General features: G+C 38.2%; 27 protein-coding genes and 1 tRNA gene. 21 read left to right on the forward strand and 7 right to left on the reverse strand.

Translation table 11 applies throughout. From position 1 onward, the window contains the following. The first annotated feature begins 36 nt into the window (after positions 1–36). Together PTI45_RS18105 and PTI45_RS18110 are read left to right on the forward strand one after the other, a co-directional pair. Entirely contained in the window at positions 37–303 is a 267-nt protein-coding gene (locus PTI45_RS18105) for a hypothetical protein (protein WP_069328986.1), read from the forward strand. 93 nt (positions 304–396) lie between these two features. Further along, positions 397–468: transfer RNA gene (locus PTI45_RS18110), tRNA-Val, on the forward strand. 40 nt (positions 469–508) lie between these two features. Here PTI45_RS18110 and PTI45_RS18115 read toward each other — a convergent pair. Both PTI45_RS18115 and PTI45_RS18120 read right to left on the reverse strand, forming a co-directional pair. Then, complete coding sequence (locus PTI45_RS18115; RefSeq protein WP_069328987.1) at positions 509–1,492, reverse strand: aldo/keto reductase; 984 nt, start codon at positions 1,490–1,492, stop codon at positions 509–511. Further along, positions 1,464–1,877: a MerR family transcriptional regulator gene (locus tag PTI45_RS18120; protein ID WP_069328988.1), complete on the reverse strand. Its 414-nt coding sequence runs from the start codon at positions 1,875–1,877 to the stop codon at positions 1,464–1,466. The genes PTI45_RS18115 and PTI45_RS18120 overlap by 29 nt, the downstream gene beginning before the upstream one ends. Positions 1,878–2,219: 342 nt before the next feature. Between PTI45_RS18120 and PTI45_RS18125 the strand changes: the two genes are divergently transcribed. The 9 genes from PTI45_RS18125 to murI all read left to right on the forward strand — a co-directional run bounded on the left by PTI45_RS18125 (position 2,220) and on the right by murI (position 9,568). After that, positions 2,220–2,528, forward strand: a complete 309-nt coding sequence (locus PTI45_RS18125) for a hypothetical protein (protein WP_069328989.1) — start codon at positions 2,220–2,222, stop codon at positions 2,526–2,528. A 231-nt stretch (positions 2,529–2,759) separates the two neighbouring features. Further along, a complete protein-coding gene (locus tag PTI45_RS24220) occupies positions 2,760–2,927 on the forward strand; it encodes a hypothetical protein (RefSeq protein WP_175425216.1) in 168 nt (55 codons plus the stop codon). 553 nt (positions 2,928–3,480) lie between these two features. Continuing rightward, complete coding sequence (locus PTI45_RS18130; RefSeq protein ID WP_069328990.1) at positions 3,481–4,095, forward strand: hypothetical protein; 615 nt, start codon at positions 3,481–3,483, stop codon at positions 4,093–4,095. 224 nt (positions 4,096–4,319) lie between these two features. After that, positions 4,320–5,099, forward strand: coding sequence for an amino acid ABC transporter substrate-binding protein (locus tag PTI45_RS18135; protein ID WP_069328991.1), 780 nt, complete (start codon positions 4,320–4,322; stop codon positions 5,097–5,099). A gap of 151 nt (positions 5,100–5,250) precedes the next feature. After that, entirely contained in the window at positions 5,251–5,910 is a 660-nt protein-coding gene (locus tag PTI45_RS18140; RefSeq protein ID WP_069328992.1) for an amino acid ABC transporter permease, read from the forward strand. 15 nt (positions 5,911–5,925) lie between these two features. After that, positions 5,926–6,672: an amino acid ABC transporter ATP-binding protein gene (locus PTI45_RS18145; RefSeq protein ID WP_069328993.1), complete on the forward strand. Its 747-nt coding sequence runs from the start codon at positions 5,926–5,928 to the stop codon at positions 6,670–6,672. Between the two features lie 108 nt (positions 6,673–6,780). After that, positions 6,781–7,536 carry an SDR family NAD(P)-dependent oxidoreductase gene (locus tag PTI45_RS18150; RefSeq protein ID WP_069328994.1) on the forward strand — a complete coding sequence of 252 codons (756 nt, stop codon included), beginning with the start codon at positions 6,781–6,783 and terminating at the stop codon, positions 7,534–7,536. A gap of 106 nt (positions 7,537–7,642) precedes the next feature. Beyond that, positions 7,643–8,632 carry an alpha/beta hydrolase gene (locus tag PTI45_RS18155; protein ID WP_069328995.1) on the forward strand — a complete coding sequence of 330 codons (990 nt, stop codon included), beginning with the start codon at positions 7,643–7,645 and terminating at the stop codon, positions 8,630–8,632. Positions 8,633–8,773: 141 nt separating this feature from the next. After that, the gene (gene murI / locus PTI45_RS18160) at positions 8,774–9,568 is read left to right on the forward strand and encodes a glutamate racemase (RefSeq protein ID WP_069328996.1); all 795 of its coding nucleotides are present in this window, start codon (positions 8,774–8,776) and stop codon (positions 9,566–9,568) included. A gap of 158 nt (positions 9,569–9,726) precedes the next feature. Here the strand turns inward: murI and PTI45_RS18165 are convergent, their stop codons facing one another. Beyond that, positions 9,727–10,158, reverse strand: coding sequence for a hypothetical protein (locus PTI45_RS18165; RefSeq protein WP_069328997.1), 432 nt, complete (start codon positions 10,156–10,158; stop codon positions 9,727–9,729). A 224-nt stretch (positions 10,159–10,382) separates the two neighbouring features. Between PTI45_RS18165 and PTI45_RS18170 the strand changes: the two genes are divergently transcribed. Next, positions 10,383–12,659, forward strand: coding sequence for a glycoside hydrolase family 3 C-terminal domain-containing protein (locus PTI45_RS18170; protein ID WP_069328998.1), 2,277 nt, complete (start codon positions 10,383–10,385; stop codon positions 12,657–12,659). Positions 12,660–12,843: 184 nt separating this feature from the next. Continuing rightward, positions 12,844–13,305, forward strand: a complete 462-nt coding sequence (locus PTI45_RS18175; RefSeq protein WP_069328999.1) for a GNAT family N-acetyltransferase — start codon at positions 12,844–12,846, stop codon at positions 13,303–13,305. A 98-nt stretch (positions 13,306–13,403) separates the two neighbouring features. Here the strand turns inward: PTI45_RS18175 and PTI45_RS18180 are convergent, their stop codons facing one another. Next, positions 13,404–14,144 (reverse strand): MBL fold metallo-hydrolase, encoded by a 741-nt coding sequence (locus tag PTI45_RS18180; protein ID WP_069329000.1) that lies wholly within the window; start codon positions 14,142–14,144, stop codon positions 13,404–13,406. Positions 14,145–14,498: 354 nt separating this feature from the next. On the opposite strand from PTI45_RS18180, the gene PTI45_RS18185 reads away from it, so the two are divergent. Both PTI45_RS18185 and PTI45_RS18190 read left to right on the forward strand, forming a co-directional pair. After that, positions 14,499–15,053 (forward strand): stalk domain-containing protein, encoded by a 555-nt coding sequence (locus PTI45_RS18185; protein WP_069329001.1) that lies wholly within the window; start codon positions 14,499–14,501, stop codon positions 15,051–15,053. Positions 15,054–15,228: 175 nt separating this feature from the next. Further along, positions 15,229–15,537: a DUF1292 domain-containing protein gene (locus tag PTI45_RS18190; RefSeq protein WP_069329002.1), complete on the forward strand. Its 309-nt coding sequence runs from the start codon at positions 15,229–15,231 to the stop codon at positions 15,535–15,537. Between the two features lie 100 nt (positions 15,538–15,637). On the opposite strand, the gene PTI45_RS18195 is transcribed toward PTI45_RS18190, so the two are convergent. After that, positions 15,638–17,122, reverse strand: coding sequence for an aminotransferase class I/II-fold pyridoxal phosphate-dependent enzyme (locus PTI45_RS18195; RefSeq protein WP_069329003.1), 1,485 nt, complete (start codon positions 17,120–17,122; stop codon positions 15,638–15,640). Positions 17,123–17,312: 190 nt separating this feature from the next. On the opposite strand from PTI45_RS18195, the gene PTI45_RS18200 reads away from it, so the two are divergent. Continuing rightward, positions 17,313–18,596 (forward strand): MFS transporter, encoded by a 1,284-nt coding sequence (locus tag PTI45_RS18200; RefSeq protein ID WP_069329004.1) that lies wholly within the window; start codon positions 17,313–17,315, stop codon positions 18,594–18,596. Between the two features lie 70 nt (positions 18,597–18,666). Here the strand turns inward: PTI45_RS18200 and PTI45_RS18205 are convergent, their stop codons facing one another. Next, the gene (locus PTI45_RS18205; protein ID WP_069329005.1) at positions 18,667–19,299 is read right to left on the reverse strand and encodes a YktB family protein; all 633 of its coding nucleotides are present in this window, start codon (positions 19,297–19,299) and stop codon (positions 18,667–18,669) included. Between the two features lie 332 nt (positions 19,300–19,631). On the opposite strand from PTI45_RS18205, the gene PTI45_RS18210 reads away from it, so the two are divergent. From PTI45_RS18210 to PTI45_RS18220, 3 genes are all read left to right on the forward strand, one after another. Further along, entirely contained in the window at positions 19,632–20,228 is a 597-nt protein-coding gene (locus tag PTI45_RS18210) for a hypothetical protein (RefSeq protein WP_069329006.1), read from the forward strand. A 202-nt stretch (positions 20,229–20,430) separates the two neighbouring features. Further along, positions 20,431–21,843 carry an NADP-dependent phosphogluconate dehydrogenase gene (gndA, locus tag PTI45_RS18215; protein WP_069329007.1) on the forward strand — a complete coding sequence of 471 codons (1,413 nt, stop codon included), beginning with the start codon at positions 20,431–20,433 and terminating at the stop codon, positions 21,841–21,843. A 196-nt stretch (positions 21,844–22,039) separates the two neighbouring features. Further along, positions 22,040–22,573 (forward strand): shikimate kinase, encoded by a 534-nt coding sequence (locus PTI45_RS18220; RefSeq protein ID WP_241669243.1) that lies wholly within the window; start codon positions 22,040–22,042, stop codon positions 22,571–22,573. A 72-nt stretch (positions 22,574–22,645) separates the two neighbouring features. Here PTI45_RS18220 and PTI45_RS18225 read toward each other — a convergent pair whose 3' ends face one another. Then, entirely contained in the window at positions 22,646–22,954 is a 309-nt protein-coding gene (locus PTI45_RS18225) for a rhodanese-like domain-containing protein (RefSeq protein ID WP_069329008.1), read from the reverse strand. A 163-nt stretch (positions 22,955–23,117) separates the two neighbouring features. Here PTI45_RS18225 and aroA point away from each other — a divergent pair, with 163 nt between their 5' ends. Continuing rightward, the gene (aroA, locus tag PTI45_RS18230) at positions 23,118–24,413 is read left to right on the forward strand and encodes a 3-phosphoshikimate 1-carboxyvinyltransferase (protein WP_069329009.1); all 1,296 of its coding nucleotides are present in this window, start codon (positions 23,118–23,120) and stop codon (positions 24,411–24,413) included. A 75-nt stretch (positions 24,414–24,488) separates the two neighbouring features. After that, a complete protein-coding gene (locus PTI45_RS18235) occupies positions 24,489–24,920 on the forward strand; it encodes a CoA-binding protein (protein WP_069329010.1) in 432 nt (143 codons plus the stop codon). Positions 24,921–25,047 lie beyond the last annotated feature (127 nt).

Below are 25,047 nucleotides of genomic sequence, written 5' to 3' on the forward strand. Positions count from 1 at the left end.
GTCTATTGGATTTGTGATCAGAAGGAGAGATACATCATGTTAGAAGATAATGAACGTAAGTTGTTGCGTATTTTGTATAACTTTTTTTCGTTGTACCGTCGTATGCCAGAATGGAGAGAATTATCTTTCAAAACAGGCAAGACGACTCAAGAGTTGAGTCAGATTTTATTATCACTCGAACATAAACAATACATATACTGGGATAACAAACTTGAAGTGAATAGTGTTGTTATGATTCAGGGTTGGGAGCGCAAAGAAAAGACTGTACTTCCTCTTCCAGAATCGTATTGGACACAGTATTAGAAGATTACATATCGAGCGCATACACGAACCCAAGCAAGTGATTGACAACGTTATAAATTCTTGATATTATATGGAAGTTGTCATACTTATTTTGACCTGTTAGCTCAGCGGGAGAGCACTATCTTGACAGGGTAGGGGTCAGTGGTTCGATCCCACTACAGGTCATAACCGAAAGTCCTTGTCTATCAAGGGCTTTTTTTGTTTTTTATTCAGCAGACCAATCTGGAATTTGGCTTTCTACGTTACGACCACCAGATGCTATACCTTTAGGTGAAATTTCATTAATACTTTCAAGTTCATTTTTGCTTAATTCGATATGAACAGAACCAACATTTTCTTCTAAATATTTTACTCTTTTTGTACCAGGTATAGGCGTAACACCTTGTGCGATCATCCAAGCTAATGCTAGTTGTGAAGTAGATACATTTTTTTGTTGAGCGAGTGCTTCAATATGTTTTACTAGATCAACATTTCGTTGAAAATTATCTCCAATGAAACGGGGAAGGTTGCGACGAGCATCATCCTCTGCTAGATCTTCATAACGTTTAATCTGACCAGTAAGAAAACCACGTCCTAAAGGGCTGTAAGCAACAAACTCGATTCCTAATTCTTTACATAGTGGAAATAAATCATCTTCGGCTTCACGACTCCATAGTGAATACTCAGTCTGTAAAGCAGTAATAGGATGGACGTTATGAGCACGTTTAATTTGATTGACAGAAGCTTCAGATAGACCCAAACAACGTACTTTACCTTCTTCTACTAACTTTGCCATAGCTCCAACAGTTTCTTCTATGGGAATGTTAGGGTCAACACGATGTTGGTAATAAAGGTCAATATGATCGGTTCCTAGACGTCTAAGGCTCGATTCACAAGAAGATTTTACATAGTCTGGATGTCCGTTAACCCCTAAAAATGAGCCATGTTCTCCGCGCATTGAGCCGAACTTAGTGGCTAATACAATTTCAGAACGTCTTCCCTTGAATGCTTGTCCAATCAGTTCTTCATTAGCTCCGACTCCATAGGTATCTGCTGTATCTAAAAAATTAATACCTAATTCAACAGCTCGATGTAAAGTACGAATCGATTCTGCATCATCTCGTCCACTATAATATTCTGACATTCCCATACAACCTAGTCCTAATACAGATATTTCAATATTACTCTGTCCTAATGTTTTGGTGTTCATTCAATTTCACTCCTCGAGTAGTTTCAATTAATGTTTTGAAATTACCTATTTTATAACTTAATAAATCATAGGTAGATTGTATACTTTTTAATTCGTTTTCTACTTCTTTTTGTTGATATTGAAGAATGTTATAACATTCTTCATATTGTCCGGCATCAGAATAACTGAGATATTGTTTGATGTCTTGAAGAGTCATACTTGTTTTTTTTAATTTCACAATAAATAGAAGACGATCTAAATCTCTTTGTTTGTATATGCGATGTCCATTCATTTTTTTATTAGGTACAGGCATCAACTCTAACTTCTCGTAAAATCGAATAGTCTCAGTTTTAAGCCCTGTTTTTTCGCCTAATTCACCTATACAATAAACTATTTCTGTATTCATATTTTGATTCCCTACTTTCTAGAAAGGGTGAAAGTTAATGAATCCCGCGCTTAGGATGTCCTCATTCTACTACTTGAAGTGCACATCAAGTCAACAAAGAATATTTGAAGATATATTTAAACTATTTACGTGATAACATTTTACTTATTTTCTAGAACAATATCATTTTATGTATTAAAATAGATATATTTAAAAATAAGTGTTAGTAAAAATCTTGATATTTAAGGCTTTTTTTGTTATTTTAAAACTTTATTAAGTACTAAATAAATAACTACAAATCATAATGATTGAAAATAGTGATTATGCATTAAAAGTAGTTTTCAATAAAAGGAGCGACATCATATGATTCAGCGTTACCGTATTACAAGAGAGATGCAACAACTCGAAGGTGAAGTAGATCCGATTACTTTGGAAGAGTGCAAGACTTATTTTGCACTACAACCGGATTTTACGTATACTCCTGTGTTCACAGTCAAAGGAGAAGCGACGATGTCGATAGACGGAGACTTCTTTTTGTGGGATATTGGTACAGCTTCGATTCCTTTCCGTCATTATGAAGGCGATCTTTACGTCTCAGGCACGAATGAAGCTGTGATCCCGAAAATGATCGAAGTGGCTAGTGCATTACGAGCAGATATAGCAGAAGGTTAATGTATTCAACAGAAAGTTCCAATATTATTTTGGAACTTTTTTTGTTACCGAAAAATTCGTTAAACAAGCGATTGGAACGAATTGATAACGATTACAATCAATTTATGTATCGAAAGAGTTGCCAAGTATTTCCAATAATTTAATCAAAATGTGTTTTAAACGTCTGTAATCGGGGTCATATTAAATAAGCGTATCATTCGAGAACGTATTAATTGATGTGGAGGAATAATGATGAACTTAGAATCTATGGCAACAACACCTTTAATGGAAACAAAAGATACCGAAAATAGTTTTGTCGATCAAGTACATGCTATTTTGAAAAACCGTCAGAATTCCGACTTAGCCGTTAGAGGTAAAATTAGTGAATTGATAAGCAGATATACATCCACTACTAACTAAACTTCATACTATACGACTTAATTATAACTATAAAATCGTACCCTATATAAAGACAGGCTGAACTTCACTGTTCGCCTGTTTTTTCATGTGTACAGATATATTACACAATGATTCACTTGTGTATATTAGTAAATTACATACCTTATTTCTTCATCTCATACCAGATGAATTTGATCATAAGCAGACAATAGATCAGTACACTCTTTTACATTAGGTGTTTACATGATAAGAATGATCTTTTCAAATACGACAATGTCTTATCTAGAAAAAGATGAAAAAAAAACCTTGATATCTCTGGATACTCCAACAAAATAACAGATAATATCCACATAATCGAAGAAAAAAAGGTTTTAAATTTTGGCTTGTTGTAAATATATTTGTTAATAACTGTGCTTCATTTGATTTGAATTGTAATTTAAAGGTTAAATCTTTGTATAGATTACATTTATTTGGATACGATGGTAGCTTAGTACATTTATTTTAAAGGTATCCACCTTGTCGAATAAACGATTTACTAGCCCAATCAATTCAACAAGAAAAGGGGTAGAATCTTATGCGTCAACAGCACCGATATGTCAATATGGATGTGCAGTACAATGACCAGATTCTTGATGTTAGTATTGTTTTTTATATGTATGGTAAGTTATCCAAATCGTATATCCGTTTTCGTTACAAAAAAGTAGATATCTTTGAGTTATTTGATAGTAAAGAAGAAAATCACCAGCAAGCGGTAAAAACAATCTGTGAATTGATTGATACCATCGGAGTCGAAAAATATAGAAAATTCGATCGTGTTATGGGCGAATTGAAACGTATCTATAGTAGACGTATTATTGTAGACAATAAAGTATATGCTAACTTTTATGAAAGCGAATTAAGTGTAGGCGAACGTTATATGTATAGTCGCGAAATTATGATGAATGATGGTAATCAATTAGAAGATCATTTGTTAATCGAAGATCGCGAAGATGTAGAATCCAAACAGCAAGTTCTGCGTAATTTGCGTCGCAAAGTTAAAAATTATTTTGAGGAAGTTGAAGTGTTGCCACATCCTCAATATTTAAATACAAAATATAGCTTGGTATATCAAGATATTACAGACTGGATGGAACAAAATATTCCTACTTATTATATCCAGCGTTTTATGAACGCATTGGAAGCTGTATAATATTGATGTGATGAGCACCCTGAAATGGGTGCTTTTTATATGCCATTTTAATCTTTAGAACTCCTACTAGTGGTTGAATACATACTCCAAATCATGAAATCACCAAATATCTTTTTGTTCTCTACTCTAGCGCTCGACTTCAATTCCATGCTATGTTATTATAGTGGTTCTGATAACGTGGTAACGAACTAAAGCGTTCGGTAAATTGTAAGGGGAGCGATCATATGAAACAGAGAAAAATAGCAGGATTATTATTGATATTTAGTGTGGTTTTATTGGTATTAGCAGGATGTTCTAGTGGAGCTAACAAAGATGATAACAAGCTAGTCATCGGAATTGATGATAAATTTGCACCGATGGGATTCCGTGATGAACAAAATAATATTGTTGGATTTGATATTGATTATGCCAAAGCTGCCGCAGCTAAAATGGGTAAGCAAGTCGAATTTCAACCGATTGATTGGTCTGCCAAAGAATCTGAATTAAATAGTGGTCGAATTGATCTGATCTGGAACGGATATACAATCACAGATGAACGCAAGCAAAAAGTACTATTCACCAAACCTTATCTAGCGAATAGTCAAGTAGTTGCTGTGCTTGCTAACTCGCCAATCACTACATTCAATGATCTAGCTGGTAAAACGGTCGGTCTACAGTCGCTATCTTCTGCTTCAGATGCTTTAGCAGCTAATCCGATCAAAGCACAGCTGAAAGAAGTAAGTGAGTTCCCGGATAACGTACTGGCGTTAAGTGATTTGAAAAATGGTCGCTTGGATGCTGTCGTTATTGATGAAGTGGTTGCTCGTTACTATATGTCCAAAGAACCGAATACGTTTAAATTATTGGATGAATCATTATCGCCTGAAGAATATGGTATTGGTGTGAAGCAAGGTAATGAAGAATTGCTCAATAGTCTGCAAAAAGCATTAGATGAATTAAATAGCGACGGTACAGCTAGCAAAATTTCAACTACATGGTTTGGTGAAGACAAAGTTCTTAAATAATCATCAAGATGATGTATACATGTTTTGCAAAGCGTACAAGAGTACACCCATATAAAAGTCATCAGAAAACCGGTTGAGTGATACAATCCGGTTTTCTTTTGTAAATAATCAGATGTAAATTAAAAATGTTGAGATGTAGGAGTCGAATACGATGAGTGTAGATTACTTATTACAAATTATAGGACCCATACTAGAGGGAGCCAAAAATACAATTCTTCTGTTTTTGATTGCAATTGTGTTATCTATTCCTTTAGGATTTGGAATTACATTGTTAGCCAATAGCAGTATCAAATTGTTATCGTGGTTAGCGCATACGTTTATTTATATTACTCGTGGAACCCCATTACTGTTACAATTACTCTTTTTCTGCTTTGGATTACCGATGTTGCCGATTATAGGTGATTATCTGGTGTTTGATCGTTTTGTAGCGGCAGGGCTTGCATTTATACTGAATTATGCAGCTTATTTCGCAGAGATCTTCAGAGGTGGATTATTGTCGATTGATAAAGGGCAACATGAAGCGGCGCAAGTACTGGGACTCAGCAAATGGCAAACGATGACCAAAGTGATTGTTCCACAGATGATTCGAGTGGCGTTACCTTCACTTGCTAATGAGTCGATTACACTGGTCAAAGATACCGCCTTACTCTATGCTGTAGCGGTACCAGAACTGCTTCACTTTGCACAAACAGCAGTCAATCGTGATTTTACGATCACTCCATTTGTACTAGCAGGTATTATTTATCTATTAATGACTTTAGTATTGACGTTGCTATTCAAAGGATTAGAACGTCGATTTAAATTTGAATAAAAGGAATGTCTATCTATGACAATGATTGAAGTACAACAACTCAAAAAAAGTTTTGGCGATCTCGAAGTATTAAAAGGTGTGAATTTTACAGTGGAACCGGGTGAAGTGGTTGCGATTATCGGACCTTCTGGTTCAGGTAAAAGTACGATGTTACGTAGCCTAATCCATCTGGAAGAAGTGAACAGCGGTAGTATTTTATTTCAAGGTCAAGCATTAGTCGAGAACGGCAAATATGCGAATGCAAACACGATCAAAAAAATAACATCACGTATGGGGATGGTATTCCAGCACTTTAATCTATTCCCTCATCTAACGGTACAACAAAACTTGGAATTAGCGCCCAAAGCGGTGAAAAAAGAAAGTGTCGCAGATATCCGTAAGCGCAGTGAAGTGATTTTGAATAAAGTAGGATTGTTGGATAAAGCGAATGTACTACCAGCTAATCTATCTGGCGGGCAAAAACAACGGGTAGCGATCGCAAGAGCATTGATGCTAAATCCAGATATTTTGCTTTTTGATGAACCGACTTCAGCACTTGATCCAGAATTGACAGGTGAAGTGTTACGAGTGATGCAGCAATTGGCGCAAGAAAAGATTACTATGGTTGTGGTCACACATGAGATGAATTTTGCTAGAGATGTAGCTGATCGAGTTATATTTATGGACAAAGGTGAAATTGCAGAATCAGGTACACCTGCTCAAATCTTTGGCAACCCACAGTTAGATCGTACCAAAGCTTTTTTAAGTCGAGTAGAGAAGTAAGTCTAATGAGCCAGTAATAGATAGCAGGCTAATTGAGGATTGCGGAACAGAGTAGGTTCATCTAAGATCATATCGTAATCATAAAGACTGATCTGATGGAGGCGTACGATGAATACACAATCAAAAGTAGCTATTATTACAGGTGCAGGAAGTGGACTGGGTCAAGCTACCGCTCTCAAATTAAGCGGTAACGGCATTACGGTCGTCGTGGTAGATATCTCGGAAACAGCTGGGCAAGAAACGGTATCGATGATCGAAGCCAAAGGAGGCACAGCGCTTTTTATTGCTGCTGATGTTAGCCAAGCACCACAAGTAGAGCATTTTGTTCAGCAAACAGTAGCTACATTTGGACGAATCGATATGTTTTTTAATAATGCAGGGATTTCCGGTCCTGGACTCAAATTAGCTGATCATAGTATTGAGCAATTTGATCAGATTATTAATATTAATTTACGTGGAGCATTTTATGGGATGAAATATGTTATTCCTGAAATGCTTAAAATAGGTGGCGGGTCTATCGTCAATACAGCTTCTACCGCAGGTGTAGTCGGTGTACAGACAGTAGCTCCTTATGCCGCTACCAAGCATGGGATTATCGGTTTGACGCGTACCGCTGCGATTGAATACGGTCAAAACAATATTCGTGTGAATGCAATTGCACCCGGTACAATCGAGACACCGATGGTAGCTGAATTCGGAAGACAGAATCCAGAGACCATGAAAGCAACCGTTGATAGTATTCCTTCGGGACGATTAGGCAAACCCGAAGAAATTGCGAATCTAGTATCTTTCTTATTAGGAGATGAAGCACCTTATATCAATGGTGCTGTCTATGCCATTGATGGAGCTGTAACCGCGCAATAAGATAGAATAGGTTATCGTATCAGAATTTGGTACAATACGTATGCAAGAACCCTTGAATCATCATTTCAAGGGTTTTTCTTATTTTGACATTATAGGAGCTGAAGACATGACTACACTAACATACACACGTCTTATTAACCGAACACTTGAAATTTTGGCAGAGCAGAGCAGTCAAGAAGCTTATACTTATATAACTGAACATGCGAATGAAGTAAAAGGTAACGATGCACAAGTGTATAATTTCCGTTATTCTTTAGCGGCTGCTTCAGGTATGAATACAGAAGCATTACAACTACTACAAGAAGCTATTTTGGAAAAAGGATACTGGTATTCTTCCACATACTTACTGGAAGAAGAAGATTTGAAGTCTTTACGTGATCAAGATGAATTTCAAAAATTAGTCGAATTATGTGTAGAACGAGAAACGTTAGCACGCGAAGAGTCTACACCTGAATTGAAAATTCTGTACCCGAATGATCAAGAAGATCATACAATACAACAGACGATTATTGCTCTACATGGTGATCAGGAAAATATCGAAATTGCAGAACCTTATTGGATCAGTCTGTTAGATCATCATTACCGTCTAGCTTTACCTCAATCTTCGCAAATTCTGTTCACCGATGCGTATGAGTGGGAAGATGTAGAGCAAGGTGTAGAAGAATTGAAATGGCATCTTAGTGATATTATGACCGAAGATGCTCTAAGCCCTTCAACTACATCCTTGAAGCCGATTGTGGGTGGATTCTCAGCAGGAGCAAGAGTGTCTCTATATACTGCGATTCAAGACCCTACAGCGTTCAGTGGCTTGATTCTGGTCGCACCGTGGTTACCAGAAGCTTCAGAATGGGAGAAAGGGCTAGCGGGATTACAGGAAGCTGGTGTTAAACTTTCGATTATGTGTGGAGAATGGGACGATGATTGTCTACCAGGTACGATGGAATTGATCGAAGCTCTACAAGAAGCGCATGTAGATTACCAATATATTGAGCTTCCTGAACTGGATCATGATTATCCTGAATCTTTCGCTCAGTTATTACACGAATCGGTAACTTATATTCAATCGACAGAACAAGAACAAGACCAAGAAGAATGAATATTAAGGAATAAAGTCGAACAGTGAGCATTATCTATTAAATAAGGTTTGATTTTAAAAAACAAACAAGAAAAGTTATAATGAAAGAACGACTTTATTACAAAGACAACAAGTTGCCGTCTTGAAAGAAGAGTGAATAAATTGAAAATTGGTGTGTTGGACTCGGGGATTGGTGGATTAACTGTTTTACATGAGATGTTAAAAGTATTGCCAGAGGAAGACTATATTTTTTATGCAGATACTCAGCATGTGCCTTATGGTGAAAAGCCGAAAGACGAAGTGCGTCAGTATATTTTTGAAGCGGTAGATTATTTAGCTGCGCAAGATATTAAAGCGCTGGTGATTGCTTGTAATACAGCTACCAGTATAGCAGTCAATGATCTACGTCAAGCTTATGACTTTCCTATTCTAGGTATAGAACCAGCAGTGAAGCCTGCGGTTCAGAACAGTATGATTAAGCGCAAAAAGGTATTGGTCTTCGCAACCACATTAACATTACAAGAAGAAAAATTTCAAAATTTAGTCCGTTCTATTGATACTGCTGATATTGTAGAAAGTTTGGCTTTGCCAGAGTTGGTACAATTAGCTGAAAAGCGTCAATTCGCAGAGGAAGAAGTGCAGTCTTATTTGGAACAAGCGCTATCTGGACTTGATCCCAATCAATATGGAACTATCGTCTTAGGATGCACTCATTTTCCTTATTTTAGAGAACATTTGCATCATTTCTTTCCAGAAGAAGTAGATATTATTGATGGTGGAGAAGGCACAGCACGAAATCTATATCGTATATTACAAGAGCATTCTTCAATCGGTGAAGGAACAGGTAAGATAATGTATGTAGAATCTGGCAAAGTTATTCATGAGGCAGAGCAGTTAGAAGCTTATCATCAATTGTTAGTCAGATTATCGTCCCCATCCCCATTTCGCTCATCCTAAAAAATGATTCTATCCTCATATATACCAAGTAAAGCGCAGCCTATCATGATAAGCTGCGCTTTTTGCTGTACTAATCAGCATAAGATGTAGTGTACATCAGCAAATATTTTTTGGATAAGCAGTATTCTAAAAAGGGAGTACACTTTCCACAGCTTTGGTTAAGAAACCTGAGTAGGAGAAGTAGAAGCAAGAGCAGACGGTGTAGAATGACGAAGGGAACGGGTAGCTTTGAACGACATAGATTTACGTTTGGTTGCAGGAGGTCTAACCACAGATGTAGTGACAGCATGAGAGGATGAGCTAGTGAACGTCTGAGGAATAACTTCTGCTCTCGTCGGAGAAGCAGTGTATCCTGTTAGACGAGGATGAAGCGGTTGAACAGGCTTAATCGTAGGCTTCAGCTTGGACTTCGCAGGTTGCCATGCCAAAATCTGATCTTCACGAAATGTACGTGGACTTCCTGTACGTAGACAGTCTGCATATACCAGACCTTTACGAATATGCTTGATCTCTATGCGTCGTTGAGTCAATTGATTCGAACGATCCATATACACAATTTCTACAATTTCGCCTATATATTTGGATAACATATCGTATTCTCCTATCCGAACATTTGTTCTTATTTATATTTTTATTATATACGAACATACGTTTCTTTTTCGAGTGTTATTTAAACCTTATTTATAATCATTCAGATAAGTACCAATTACATATGGATCGTACCATACGAACTATTGATTTCAGTCTATGCTTATATTGGGTAAGTGAAGTGATAACGATTTATGGATAAGTACAGTTATTCAAGGAGGACATAATGAAAACTAATATTCCACAATTATTATCTCAAATGACGCTTGAAGAAAAGGCGAGTCTTTGCTCAGGTCTTGATTTCTGGAAAACACAACCGATCGAACGTTTAAATATTCCGTCTGTCATGATGACCGATGGGCCGCATGGATTACGTAAGCAAGGGAAAGAAGCTGATCATCTAGGGTTAAACGATAGTGTACCTGCGACTTGTTTTCCATCAGCAGCAGGCATGGCTTCTTCATGGAACCGTGATCTTATCCGTCAAGTAGGGGAAGCACTAGGTCAAGAATCACAAGCAGAAGATGTAGCTGTATTGCTTGGACCTGGAACCAATATCAAACGTTCGCCGTTATGTGGACGCAACTTTGAATACTTTTCTGAAGATCCCTATCTTTCTGCGGAATTAGCTGCTCATCATATTCAAGGGGTACAAAGTCAGGGTGTCGGTACATCACTCAAGCATTTTGCCGCTAACAATCAAGAAGAACGTCGTATGAGTGTAGATGCGATTGTCGATGAGCGTACATTGCGTGAGATTTATCTAGCTAGCTTTGAAGGAGCGGTTAAGCAATCACAACCTTGGAGCGTTATGTGTTCTTACAATAAATTAAATGGAACATATACAGGAGAAAATAAATTTCTGTTAACTAAAGTATTACGTGAAGAATGGGGATTTGAAGGGTTTGTAGTCTCCGATTGGGGCGCTGTGAACGAACGTGTAGACGGTCTTCGTGCAGGATTAGAACTTGAAATGCCTGCTAATAATGGTATTGGTGATGCCAAAATTGTCAAAGCTGTTCGAGAAGGACAATTGGATGCAGAGGTATTAGATCAAGCCGTTACCAAGATTTTGGAATTTATTTTCAAAGCGGTCGAGCAACGACAAGCAGATGCTACGTATAATGCAGATGAACATCATGCACTAGCACGCAAAATAGGACAAGAAAGTATGGTTTTACTCAAAAATGAAGATCACCTTTTACCTCTTGCTAAAAAAGGAAAAATTGCGGTGATCGGTGAATTTGCACAAAATCCTCGTTATCAAGGCGGCGGCAGTTCCCATGTGAATCCAACTCAACTGGATAAAGCATTTGACGAAATTACTCAATTAGTAGGTGATCAAGGTCAGGTATCGTATACAGCTGGATATGATCTTGATAGCGATGATGTCCAAACCGCATTAGTCCAAGAAGCGGTACAACAAGCAGCAGAAGCAGATGTAGCTATTTTGTTTACTGGCTTACCTGATCGGTATGAATCTGAAGGATATGATCGAACTCATCTCAATATTCCGCAAAATCATCAACAATTAATCGAAGAAATTGCTAAAGTACAACCTAATCTCATTATTGTTCTTAGTAACGGCTCACCTGTAGAAATGCCGTGGATCAACCATGCCAAAGCTGTACTGGAAGGATATCTGGGTGGACAAGCATTTGGAGGTGCAGTTGCGGATCTACTCTTTGGTGAAGTAAGTCCAAGCGGGAAATTAGCAGAAACGTTCCCTATGCATTTAAGTGATAATCCATCATTTTTATATTTCCCGGGGGAAAAAGATCGGGTCGAATATCGTGAAGGTATTTTTGTAGGTTATCGTTATTATGATACCAAGCAAGTAGAGCCTTTATTCCCATTTGGTTACGGACTCAGTTATACGTCATTTGAATATAGTGATCTACAGTTAGATCGTCAGCAATACAGCGATCAAGATAAAGTCAAAGTGAGTGTGACGATTACCAATACAGGTAAGACAGCAGGTAAAGAAATTGTACAATTGTATGTAAGTGATCATGAGAGTACAGTGACACGTCCGCAAAAAGAATTGAAAGGATTCGCTAAAGTCCATCTACAAGCAGGGGAAAGTCAGACAGTACAGTTTACCCTCGATAAACGTGCGTTCGCTTATTACAATGTAGATATTGCGGACTGGCATGTAGAATCAGGAACATTTGAGATTCTAATCGGTTCTTCTTCTCGTGATATTCGTGTGCAACAATCGGTAGAGATACAATCGACAGTAGAACTTCCGATTACGATTGACCGTAATACAACGATGGGTGATATTACAACACACCCAACGACTCAACAACTGGCTAAAGAATTGTTAGAACGTTCAGGAATGGGCGAATTATTTGATCCTAGTGATGATATGATGTCTGCTATGGTCAAAGGAATGCCTTTACGTGCTATGGTGAACTTTGGACAGGGTAAATATACAGAAGAAATGTTAGCTAAAGATATCGAAATATTGAATCAAGCATTTGTAAATAATCAACGTTAATTTGTAGATAAAACAGTCTTTTTCGCTATGGAAAAGGGCTGTTTTTTTCTGTCATCAAGCTGTTTTGGATCAGCATAGAAATAGAATTTATCCACCATATCCCAACAATAGCCGTCTATATCTTCCATTTATATGATACAATTATAAAGAGTCCACAATGGAAAGATCGAAGGAGCAAAACAAAATGGCGATAGAAGTGATACGCGTTCAAACTCAACAACAACTGGAAGAATGTTTAAAAATCCGGAAACAAGTATTTGTTGTAGAGCAGAAAGTTCCTGAGAGTCGAGAAATAGATCAGTACGATCATTTGCCTAATGATGGTGTAGCTTACCACTTTTTATTGCAAAAAGATGGTGAAAGTATTGCCGCAGGCCGTATGATTCGTTATGAAAATGGAGCAGCTAAAATGCAACGTATTGCTGTGTTGCCTGGTTATCGTAGAGGTGGATATGGCAAATCTATTCTTTTGGGTATGGAAAATTATGCGCGTCAAAATGGATTTGAAAAAGCTTTACTTGATTCTCAATGTCAAGCTGAAGGATTTTACAATAAAATGGGATATATCACGATTTCTGAAGAGCCTTTTGATGATGCAGGTATTGCTCATGTTAGTATGAAAAAGCAACTTGTTGTCACGATCTAATCTTTTCACCTATGTATAGACATGAATGAACGTAGTAAAACCGCGCCAGTTGCATAGGGCACGGTTTTTTTGTTTTGTTGATCTGTCTGATAGGAGGTTTATGATCCTAACGTGTAAATTTTGTGTTGTTCCAAAAATGTCATTTCTTTTGTTTTGCCTACAAAATCATCTTTATCATCGTTATAATGCATCAACAGAATAGTCGAACGTACTTGTTCTGGTAAAGACAGCAATTCATCTAACGTAGCATGAACAATACCCGGAGGATGTAATTGGCAATCATGCAGAATGGTCTGCACCCCTCGCTCATATACCAAATGTTCCAGCAGATGAGGTTGGAATTTCATATCTCCGCTATAAAAAATAGTCTCATTCAGTAAAAAGGAATAGCTATTCTTGCCATCGATATGCGGAGTCTGAATCAATTCAATATCCAGCCCTTCGGTTAAAGTAATCGGTTGTTCAGCCACAATCGGTCTCACATCAAACACATCTTCGATTCGTTCTATTCCTTCTTGGGTCATTCCACCGGATAACGTGTGCTCCCATAGTGGACGAACCAATGTACTTGCAATATATAGAACCGGTTTACGATTATAGATAAATTTCATTTGAAAGCCTAGCTCTTCCAGTCCTCCAACATGATCTCCATGAATATGAGTCACTAGAATCGCATCTATTTCATTGACCGTTTTGCCCAATTGATGTAAAGCCAGTGGAGCTGTAATACCGCAATCCACCATCAACGTATAGTCGCCTACATGAAGAAGGGCGTTGTTATTATGATAATTTTTGGCAAAAGCATTACCTGTTCCTAGCATTTGTAGTTCAATAGACACAGTATTCCTCCTGTCTGTATTGTACGTATGATCTAGATATGTCTTATATGATCATTAGACATTCTTCCTTCTCAATGTACCATGAATAGAACCAAGAAGGGAAATGATGAATATAATCCTGTTATAGCCAACCCGCAGAGATACAACTTTAATTCATTGGTTTAATAAGAGTTAAAGGTGAAAATGCAGAAGAGTGACCATATGTCAAAAGGTTACAATTTTTTCACCGCAACTGAACGGGACTAATGGAGTATATATGTATAAGAAGATCAGCATAGAGATACAATGCTTTTATAATACAGAAAGAATTGGAGTCGATAAGCTTTTTCTAAATATAAAAGGAGGGGTTCTTACGTGATATGGAAAAGAGTTGCAGTCTGTGCATTAGCCTTTTTCTTAATGAGCAGTTCAGTGCTATTTGCAGATGCTGTAAGTCAAAAGATTAAAGTCTGGATCAATGGAAGTGAGGTTAGTGATGGAGCGTACATGATCGATGGCAAAACCTATGTGCCTTTGCGTGAAATTCAAGGCATTGTCGATTATGATAATGATGCCAAAACGGTCAAACTTACCAAACCTAACGTACATATCTTTTTATTCAAAAATGATACGGCGTTTGGCAACGTCAGTAAAGGAAAGCTCAAATTCAACGTATTTAGTCAAGTCGACAATTTACAAACGGATATTGTAGCTGTGAAAGTAGCGATTATCGATCCTTCAGGGAATCAAAAAGATATCCAAAGTCAGGATATTACACAACAAAAAGATAACTTCTGGTTCCGCACATATGATTTCACATACGACTTTAATAGCGCAGGCAAGTATACAGTCGGATTTTATATGAAAAAGTCCAAAGCTAGCGATTATGTACTGGTATCCCAAAAGGTAATTACGGCGCTCAATCAATAATCATGATATCTGATTAGTCTCTCATCGATTAGGATCTGTTCAAGGTATGACTCTCAATTGACCTGTCTAGGGGAAAGTGGTAAGATACACAAGTATTATTTCATGAATCCAAGGTATTGTACCTATTTATGAACCTAAATGACATTCAATTTTATACTGAAAGTAGGTTATCCTAATGAGCGATAAACATGTACATGATGAAAATTGCAATCATGATCACGACCATGACCACGAAGCGGAAGAATATGTATTAACATTGACTGACGATGAAGGTAATGATGTAGAAATGGTTCTTGTTGAAACATTTGATGTGGGCGAGAAATTGTATGCACTTCTACTAGAGCGTGGCAACCCTGAAGCAGATGGTTATATCATGCGTCTTGAGGAAGAAGAAGACGGATTCGAATTGCAAAATATCGAAGACGAAAAAGAATGGGCAGCTGTAGAGAAAGCATACGGCGAGCTTATTGAAGAATCGGAATAAGATTCATCACTTTATAACTAAAGCCGGAATGGATATTGTATATTTCTATACAGTATTCGCTCCGGCTTTTTTTGTATGTTATAGAAAGGTAATTGAATGTTTAGAAAATAGCGTCTGTCTCGACAATCACTTTGACATGATGAACCGTACGATCTTCAGGCCCTTTAACAGGCAGACCGACTTCTACATGATCGGTAATATAATCGATATTTTCTTGTGAAATGACTTCACCTGGTAGCAAAATCGGAATACCCGGCGGATATACATAAATAAATTCAGCAATAATGCGTCCTGCGGATTCTTTGAAAGGAACCACTTCTGTATCCCCGTAAAAAGCATCACGCGGAATCAGTGACAATTGCGGAATCTCTGGAATTTTGACCACCAGTTCATGAATTTCTTTGGAACCGTCTGTGCTGTAATATTGAGAAGCCATATCCGTTAACGAACGTACCAGAATATCTACACTATCCTGTGTATCCCCTGGAGTCACCAGACACAAAATGTTATACATATCACTAAGTTCAATCTCTAGATTATAATGCTCACGCAACCAGTTCTCTGCATCATAGCCTGTTATTCCTAAATGACGGATATGAATCGTCAGCTTCGTCGGATCGTAATTGAAAGTAGCTTCACCACCAAGCAATTCTTTACCAAAGCAGTATAATCCAGGAATATCATTGATCTTCTGACGTGTTTCTTGTGCCAGATTGATCGTGCGCTCTGCCATATCATGTCCGTGTAGCGCTAGATTACGACGTGACGTGTCTAAAGAAGCGAGTAGGATGTATGAAGTAGATGTTGTAGTCAGCATGCTAATAATGGTCTGTACGCGGTGAGGATTCACATGACCATTTTTTACATTTAGATTCAAGACAGAACTTTGAGTCATAGAGCCACCAAGCTTATGTACACTGGTAGCAGCCATATCTGCACCGGCTTCCATCGCAGAGACCGGTAAGTCCTTGTGGAAATGAATCAATACACCATGCGCTTCATCAACTAATACGGGAACACCCCGGCTATGCGAAAGATCCACGATTTCTTTCAAATCTGCACACACACCAAAGTAAGTCGGGTTAATCACAAGAACAGCTTTGGCATCAGGGTGACGATCTAGAGCACGGCGTACCGATGAAGTCGTAATGCCATGATCAATCCCCAAGTTCTCATCACGTGCTGGAGACACGAATACAGGTTTCGCTCCTGCAAAAATAATCGCAGACATGATTGATTTGTGTACATTACGAGGAACAATAATTTTGTCACCGGGTGAGCAGACCGACAAAATCATAGTCATAATAGCACCACTTGTTCCTTGAACTGAGAAATACGTATAATCAGCGCCAAAAGCATCAGCAGCTAATTTTTGTGCTTGCTCGATAACACCCATAGGTTGGTGTAAATCATCCAGTGGTGCGATATTGATCAGATCTATAGAAAGGGTATTGTCACCCACGAACTCTCGAAATTCCTGATCACTTCCGATTCCTTTTTTGTGCCCTGGAATATGGAATTGGACGGGATTGCTTGCCGCATGTTCTCGAAGAGCGGTAAAAAGCGGCGTTTGCTGATGATCCATTAAAGCTGTCACAACCTTTCTGATGTCAAATAATGATTCATAGGCTAAAATGCTTATACAACATTTTGCCAAACAAAATGAGTATAGCAAAACGTGGAGGGAATGCAATAGTTATTATGATAAGATAAAATGCATGATCTATAAAGAGGTATACATTCAGGGTTAGACTTGAAGGGAGTCATCTTCATTAATGGTATCGATTTCGAATTCTATCACAGACCAGCAGAATCAAGCAAAAAAGCGTCAACGTCATATTTTTGTATTTGTATGCCTATGGCTCCTTATTTTTTTAGTGGAATTTGTTAAAGGTGGATTATTAGTCACTTTACTGCCTGTATATATGGGCCATGTACTTGGATTACCTGCGTTTGCAATCGGTATTGCTTTTGCATTGCAATATGTAGGGGACAATGCACTTCGAGGTCCTGCTGGCTGGTTAGCAGAACGATTGGGCTTCCGAATGATTATGTCGATCGGTATGGTTCTTGTACTGGGTGCTGTTTTTATTATGGCAACCGAAAAAAGTACAGGCTGGCTAATCTTTGCTTGTGCAGTGATGGGGATAGGAAGTGCTCCTCTATGGCCTTGTGTGATGTCGCAGATTACCAGTCTTTCACAGGCTGATGGCAAATATGGAACATCGATGAGCATTATAGAAATAGCTTCTCTTGGAGGTGCCGGGCTTGGACCCGTAACTGTCAATTGGATCAGTGGCACATCGTATCAATCGACACTTTGGATGATGTTAGTCTGTATGACCGTAGTACTAGGAATTGCTTTATGCTTACCAGGTCGTAAAAAAGAAGTCTATGCTCTAGAAGCTGATCCTGAATCGGATGAACAGCTACAGCACCGATCAACTTCTCGAATTACAGGTAAGCAACGGATACAGCAATATGTATCGTTGATTCGTTCGCTACATATCCATCCTTTATTATATCCGGCATTATTTCTACAATCTTTTGCATTAGGTATTCTTACACCTATTATCACGTTGTATGTGGTCAGCCAACTCGAATTAACGCCTGCGTATTTTAACGGCTTATTAATTGTAGGTGGCGGTGTGACTGCACTGGGTCTGATTCCAGCAGGTCGTCTGATCGATCGTTTTGGCAGTCGCTTTTTTCTGCATATTGGGTTTTTACTTGCAGGTACGGCATTAGTCGGAATGGCTTCTACTAGAATTTTATTTTGGATATGGATATTTGTAGTGGGTATAGGTTTGAGTTATGCGATGATTTTGCCCGCTTGGAATTCGTTACTCGCTAAGCTTGTGCCTACGCAAGAACGAGGTATGATCTGGGGGTTGTTTTTGACGTTACAAGGATCAGGGCTTGTGATTGGGCCTCTAGTCTCTGGAAAGTTATGGGATAGTATTAGTCCACAAGCTCCTTTTTTTGTCAGTGCTAGTTCAATGTTTATTTTGTTTTGTATTCATTGGATCATGATACGTCATCGACCTAATCTTAGATAAACATACCAAAACACCTTATGTGCTTACATCGCAGATAAGGTGTTTTTATAGATTCATATGAAGGTCGATATTAAAATGCCATTCGGTACAACGGAAGTAATTGTTCGAAAGTTTGTTCTACTTTTTCGATAAAAGCTTTACCATCTTGAAGCAATGGATCATCTTTTTCGATACGTAATCCACATACGATCTCGGATTTTTTGACATGTTGTAATCGTTCTGCGGTATCCAACCAGTACTGGTCATCCAGTTCACCCTGAATATTAGCTTGTGGTGACATATGATCTGTAGACCAGTAGAATTCATCAGGAATCATTTGTTTTACTTTTTTCCAATCGGTTTGTAATGCTTTACCAAAATCTACTTTACGTGGACTTTCATAGATAATTGCAAATACAATAAAGACATGACTGCCAAACATACCTACTTCAAAGTGAGGTAATGCTTTGTATCCACGTTTATTCGATGCCCATGCTACCCATGTATCTTTAGGTGGATTCACCGTACGACGAGCGTGTTTGGCAACATGTACATACATTTCTTCACCACATAGTGTAGCCAGATAAGGCTGTATCTGTTCACCGATTGTTGTGAGTTTAGGTCGAATCGTCTGAATCAACGCATCCATACGTGGCTCCAAACCATCGATAGTAAATACATCAAAGTCTTTCGAATCAAATCTTTTAAATTCAACATTATTCATATTTAAAATGCCCCTCTTTCCAAATCCATCCATATAAGTGTACCGATAAGCCGCGTTTATTATAGCATAAGAGCATACGATTATTTCATGAAGATTACATGTATCTGTATGCTTTAGTGCTTAGACAACCTTGTAAAGGGGTAAAATTATAATAAGTATACATTGTACTAAAGTTTGCATATACAACAATACTCTTTATAGTGCTTATTTCCAAAATAGCATTCGTTATTTATACTTTTTTTTGTATATTTTATCAATTAATCACAGAACAGCTAGAAAGATATATAGAATGACATACAGATCAACCAATTGTTTGAAAAGGAGGGATTATGATGAATAAAAGTTATGAAGTGGAATATTGTAACTTGGAATTGCGTTTTGAGCGGCGTGATATTCAAAATTTGATTCGTGATTTGATCAAAGAAGGATATTCACTGTATTGGAGAGAAACCGAGGATTCATTTATCGTATCGATCCGTACAGATGATCATATGACCAAATTACGTTTTCAACAAACACAAGAAGGATACAAATTGATCGGAGATTATCGTATCCATGATTCGCGTTTGTCTGAATGGATGGAGAAGTTAATCGGCGATACACGTGGGCATGCAATCGTCAAACGATTTAAAGATCAACAGATTCTTGTTGAAAACATATTGTTTGGTGAAGTGATTCGTATGGTCGAAATATCGGGTTTCGAACAGCGTGTATTATATCAAAAAGAATCGACGTTAACGCATGAAGCATTACACACACTTTTTTTATCGACGGAAGGTGAACAGAGATTGGAAAATATAGAGACGCAAATTGATGAATCGTTAGATCGATTGAATGAAGCGATCAAAACAGGCGATACTGAAAAAATTGATGAATGTAAAAAAGTGTTGGAAAATCTTCGTTTTGAACTTATTCGTTTGGAAAAGTAAACCTTAAAACGTGATCTCCAAAATAATTTGTTGAGATAGCCAAAATATTCACAATTCTTTCAACAATTCTATGAATTTTGGTCAGATCACGTTTTGAGACTTTCCTTATGACATTAAAACCTGTAAAATGATGAATTGAACCTACTTATTTTATGCAAAATCATGAATACAAAATATTGAAGCAAAGGATGGAGAACCAGAAATGTCTAAACAACAAATTGGTGTAATCGGTCTTGCCGTTATGGGTAAGAACTTAGCTTTAAATATTGAAAGCAGAGGCTTTACAGTATCTGTATTCAATCGTTCTCCGCAAAAAACGAACGATTTGCTTGAAGAAGCAAAAGGCAAAAACCTAACAGGAACATTTTCTATCGAAGAGTTTGTTAATTCTTTGGAAGTTCCACGCAAAATTCTAATTATGGTTCAAGCAGGATCTGCAACAGATTCTACGATTGAACAATTGATTCCTTTCTTAGCTGAAGGTGACATCATTATTGATGGTGGTAATGCTTACTTCCCAGATACGCAACGTCGTAGCAAAGACTTGGAAGCTCAAGGATTCCGCTTTATCGGTACAGGTGTATCCGGTGGTGAAGAAGGCGCACTTAAAGGACCTGCTATTATGCCAGGTGGACAAGAAAGTGCTTATAAATTGGTAGAACCTATTCTTACAGCAATTTCTGCTAAAGTTGATGGCGATCCTTGCTGTACATATATCGGACCAGACGGTGCTGGACACTATGTAAAAATGGTGCATAACGGTATCGAGTATGGCGATATGCAGTTGATTGGTGAAGCATATAACTTGTTAACTTCTGTTCTAGGAACTTCTGCTGAAGAATTACAATCTATTTTCAGCGAGTGGAACAAAGGCGAACTAGATAGCTACTTGATCGAAATTACAGCTGATATCTTCTCTAAATATGATAAAGAAACTGGCAAACCTATGGTTGACGTTATTCTTGACTCTGCTGGACAAAAAGGTACAGGTAAATGGACAAGTCAAAGTTCATTGGATCTAGGCGTTCCATTGTCTATGATCACTGAATCTGTATTTGCACGCTTCTTGTCTGCAATGAAAGAAGAACGTGTAGCAGCAAGTAAAATTCTAAACGGACCTAAAACAGATGCTTTCACAGGCGACAAAGCTGAATTTATTGAAGCAGTTCGCAGAGCATTGTTTGCTTCCAAAATCGTATCTTACGCTCAAGGTTTCGCACAAATGCGTGCAGCTTCTGACGAATACGGTTGGGATTTGAAATACGGTAATATCGCTATGATTTTCCGTGGCGGTTGTATTATCCGTTCTCGTTTCTTGCAAAACATCAAAGATGCTTATGATAAAGACTCCGGTCTAAAAAACCTATTGCTTGATGATTACTTCAAAGGTGTAGTTGAAGAATATCAAGATGCATGGCGTGAAGTTGTATCCATCGCTGTGAAATACGGTATTCCGGTTCCTGGATTCTCTAGTGCATTGGCTTACTTCGATAGCTACCGTACAGAAAGATTACCAGCAAACTTGTTACAAGCTCAACGTGACTACTTCGGTGCACATACGTTCAAACGTTTGGATAAAGAAGGTACATTCCATCACGAATGGATGCAAGAATAGTCTACAATATCTGATAATCATTATTTTAAAGCGCACTGGAACTCCTATGCAGATAGGAAAAGCCAGTGCGCTTTTTTGATGTCTACTTTGTCTGCTTCTAAAGGGATTACATTGAAGAAACGAATGATTGTCTTATGTTTTACCTCTATGATATGATGGGTGGAATAGCATAGTTGTTGAAAGAGGTGTAGACATAGTGCATCAACCAAAAGATTTGTTGCATTCCAATATTATTCTGGTTGGAATGATGGGTACAGGCAAAACAACCGTAGGTACATTATTAGCTGATTTATTACAATATCCATTAGTTGATATTGATGCAGTGATTGCAGAATCAGAAGGTATGAGTGTACAGGATATTTTCGCTTCCAAAGGAGAATTGTACTTCCGTGAACTTGAAAGCCAAATGCTTGCCAAAGTGTTGGAGCAAAAAGGGCAAATCGTGTCGACAGGCGGAGGTTCAGTGTTGCGGGATACCAATTGCCAGCTCATGACCAATAAAGGGCTTGTGGTATGTTTGACCGCTGATATTGATCATATTGTTCAACGTGTAGGTGGAGACGATAACCGTCCATTACTAGCAGGAGACACATATGAGCGAGTCAGTAGTATTATGGAGCAGCGTAAACACGCTTATGAATTTGCCCATGTTACTGTAGATACATCGCTTTTGAATCCAGATGAAGTGGCTACACATGTTTTAACACGTTACCGCGTTCAAGCTTTTTAATGTTTAGGTGCGAAAGTAAAAGACTTGTTACATGAAGTCAACAAGTCTTTGATACAGATAAAGAATATTCAATTAAGATTGATTTTCAACCCAATCAATCATACCACCAGACATATTTAAGCAATGATCGTAACCTAATTGTTGTAGATATTCACGGGCACGTTCGCTACGGTATCCGCTACGACAAATTAAAACAGTCGGTATTGTTTTATCGATTTCATTCAGACGATCAGGAATTTGACCCAAAGGAATATGTTTGGCACCATCGATCATACCCTGGTTCACTTCTTCATCTTCACGTACATCAATTAATTGCAATTTCTCTCCTGCCGCTAAGCGTTCGCGCAGTTCATCCGTGTCGATCTGAGTAGGATTAGACATATAGGTTATACCCTCATTTCTGAATGTGTTTTTAACATCTTTATCATACCGAAGCGTGATCTTTACTGTCAATTGAAGTGACAGCATAGCACAGAAAATGAGTTAAACAAAAGAAGTATAACTATAATGACCAATATTATTTTATTTAAAGGAGCAGAAAACTATGGATGTTATTGTTACCCCTACCCCTGAACTCAAAGGAGAAATTGGAGCGTTATCTTCTAAAAATTATACTACACGTTATTTGCTAGTGGCTGCTTTAGCAGAAGGAACAAGTACGATTCATTTCCCTGCACACAGTGAAGATAGTGATGCAATGCGTCGTTGTATTCGTGATTTGGGAGCTATTTTAGAAGAAGATGATGAGAAAATAGTGATTACTGGATTCGGGAGCAAGCCTGTAGATGTGAAAGAGTTAAATGTAGGCAATGCTGGAGCTGTATTACGCTTTTTGATGGCGATTGCTGCATTATGCCCTGAAGTGACGTTTGTGAATACATATCCAGATTCACTAGGGAAACGTCCACATGATGATCTGATTACATCTTTGGGTCAATTAGGTGTCGAAGTAGAACACCAGAATGGAAGACTACCGATTAAGATACGTGGAGGTCAGCCGCGTGGGGGCAAGATTACTGTATCGGGTAGTGTCAGCTCGCAGTATTTGAGTGCATTGTTATTTTTGACTCCTTTATTAGAAGAAGATAGTGAAATTACAGTACTACATGATCTCAAGTCCAAAGTCGTTGTAGGGCAGACACTTGAAGTATTAGCGCAAGCTGGTATTACGATTGAAGCAAGTGAAGACTTGATGACTTACAAAGTACCAGGTCGTCAAAAATATGTAGCTCAATCCTACACCGTGCAAGGCGATTATCCGGGATCAGCAGCTGTACTTGCAGCAGCGGCAGTCACCAAGTCTGATGTGATTATTCATCGCTTACCTGTAGAAAGTAAGCAAGGGGAAAAAGCAGTCGTAGATGTATTACAAATGATGCAAGTTCCATTAACTCATGAAAATGATGTTGTACATGTCAAAGGAACAGGCATACTTAAAGCGGTTGAATTTGATGGTGATGCGGCTACAGATGCTGTACTTGCGATGGTAGCTGCGGCTGTATTTGCAGAAGGCACTTCACGCTTCTATAATGTAGAAAATTTGCGTTATAAAGAGTGCGATCGGATCACAGACTATTTAACAGAACTTCGCAAAGCAGGTGCTAATGTAGAAGAGCGTCAAGCAGAGATCATCGTGCATGGTCGTCCTGAAGGAGTAGAAGGTGGTGTTACGATTGATGCTCATTATGATCATCGTGTTATTATGGCACTGTCTATTGTAGGCTTACGTGCCAAACAACCGATCGTTATTCGTGATGCTCATCATGTAGCGAAGTCGTATCCGCAGTACTTTGATCATATCCAAGCGCTTGGCGCTAATATAGAATGGGTACAAGGTTAATATAAGCAATAGGTATAGCTTGAATTAATCAGCGTACTGTTCTCTATTAAATACAGATCAAGGAGGAAGATGAAGATGGCTTTTACTAATCCTTCACGAGAAGAAATTAAAACGATTTTGGAAAATGTAGGCAATATCGCAGTGGTTGGACTATCTGACAAAATGGATCGTACATCGTATATGGTATCCGCAGCGATGCAAAATCGAGGCTATCGTATTATTCCTGTTAATCCACAAGCAGCAGGGCAGAAGATTCTAGGCGAAACCTGCTATGCGAGCCTTAAAGATGTTCCTGAGCCGATTGATATGGTCAATGTATTCCGCCGTAGTGAGTATTGCGCAGACATTGCTAGAGAAGCGGTAGAGGTCAATGCCCAGACAATCTGGTTACAATTAGGTGTAGTGAATAACGAAGCCGCACAAATAGCAGAAGAACAGGGTATCCAGATGATTATGGATCGCTGTATCAAAGTGGAAGAAGCGATTGTACGTCCTGTACGAGCTTAATCAATTATAGATAAGTGTCTTGAAATATACGATAAAAATGAAGCACTCCATCAAAATATAGAAAAGCCGGTTGATCCAATCTTAGGCTTTTCTATATTTTTTTGTGTTTTCGATATCTTTTGCATAA

The organism is Paenibacillus nuruki, assembly GCF_001721045.1.
GTDB lineage: Bacteria > Bacillota > Bacilli > Paenibacillales > Paenibacillaceae > Saccharibacillus > Saccharibacillus nuruki.

Coding starts and splice junctions, on each gene's coding strand:
- PTI45_RS18105 (WP_069328986.1), top strand. CDS start 37: ATGTTAGAAGATAATGAACGTAAGTTGTTGCGTATTTTGTATAACTTT.
- PTI45_RS18115 (WP_069328987.1), bottom strand. CDS start 1,492: ATGAACACCAAAACATTAGGACAGAGTAATATTGAAATATCTGTATTA.
- PTI45_RS18120 (WP_069328988.1), bottom strand. CDS start 1,877: ATGAATACAGAAATAGTTTATTGTATAGGTGAATTAGGCGAAAAAACA.
- PTI45_RS18125 (WP_069328989.1), top strand. CDS start 2,220: ATGATTCAGCGTTACCGTATTACAAGAGAGATGCAACAACTCGAAGGT.
- PTI45_RS24220 (WP_175425216.1), top strand. CDS start 2,760: ATGAACTTAGAATCTATGGCAACAACACCTTTAATGGAAACAAAAGAT.
- PTI45_RS18130 (WP_069328990.1), top strand. CDS start 3,481: ATGCGTCAACAGCACCGATATGTCAATATGGATGTGCAGTACAATGAC.
- PTI45_RS18135 (WP_069328991.1), top strand. CDS start 4,320: ATGAAACAGAGAAAAATAGCAGGATTATTATTGATATTTAGTGTGGTT.
- PTI45_RS18140 (WP_069328992.1), top strand. CDS start 5,251: ATGAGTGTAGATTACTTATTACAAATTATAGGACCCATACTAGAGGGA.
- PTI45_RS18145 (WP_069328993.1), top strand. CDS start 5,926: ATGACAATGATTGAAGTACAACAACTCAAAAAAAGTTTTGGCGATCTC.
- PTI45_RS18150 (WP_069328994.1), top strand. CDS start 6,781: ATGAATACACAATCAAAAGTAGCTATTATTACAGGTGCAGGAAGTGGA.
- PTI45_RS18155 (WP_069328995.1), top strand. CDS start 7,643: ATGACTACACTAACATACACACGTCTTATTAACCGAACACTTGAAATT.
- PTI45_RS18165 (WP_069328997.1), bottom strand. CDS start 10,158: ATGTTATCCAAATATATAGGCGAAATTGTAGAAATTGTGTATATGGAT.
- PTI45_RS18170 (WP_069328998.1), top strand. CDS start 10,383: ATGAAAACTAATATTCCACAATTATTATCTCAAATGACGCTTGAAGAA.
- PTI45_RS18175 (WP_069328999.1), top strand. CDS start 12,844: ATGGCGATAGAAGTGATACGCGTTCAAACTCAACAACAACTGGAAGAA.
- PTI45_RS18190 (WP_069329002.1), top strand. CDS start 15,229: ATGAGCGATAAACATGTACATGATGAAAATTGCAATCATGATCACGAC.
- PTI45_RS18195 (WP_069329003.1), bottom strand. CDS start 17,122: ATGGATCATCAGCAAACGCCGCTTTTTACCGCTCTTCGAGAACATGCG.
- PTI45_RS18200 (WP_069329004.1), top strand. CDS start 17,313: ATGGTATCGATTTCGAATTCTATCACAGACCAGCAGAATCAAGCAAAA.
- PTI45_RS18205 (WP_069329005.1), bottom strand. CDS start 19,299: ATGAATAATGTTGAATTTAAAAGATTTGATTCGAAAGACTTTGATGTA.
- PTI45_RS18210 (WP_069329006.1), top strand. CDS start 19,632: ATGAATAAAAGTTATGAAGTGGAATATTGTAACTTGGAATTGCGTTTT.
- gndA (WP_069329007.1), top strand. CDS start 20,431: ATGTCTAAACAACAAATTGGTGTAATCGGTCTTGCCGTTATGGGTAAG.
- PTI45_RS18225 (WP_069329008.1), bottom strand. CDS start 22,954: ATGTCTAATCCTACTCAGATCGACACGGATGAACTGCGCGAACGCTTA.
- aroA (WP_069329009.1), top strand. CDS start 23,118: ATGGATGTTATTGTTACCCCTACCCCTGAACTCAAAGGAGAAATTGGA.
- PTI45_RS18235 (WP_069329010.1), top strand. CDS start 24,489: ATGGCTTTTACTAATCCTTCACGAGAAGAAATTAAAACGATTTTGGAA.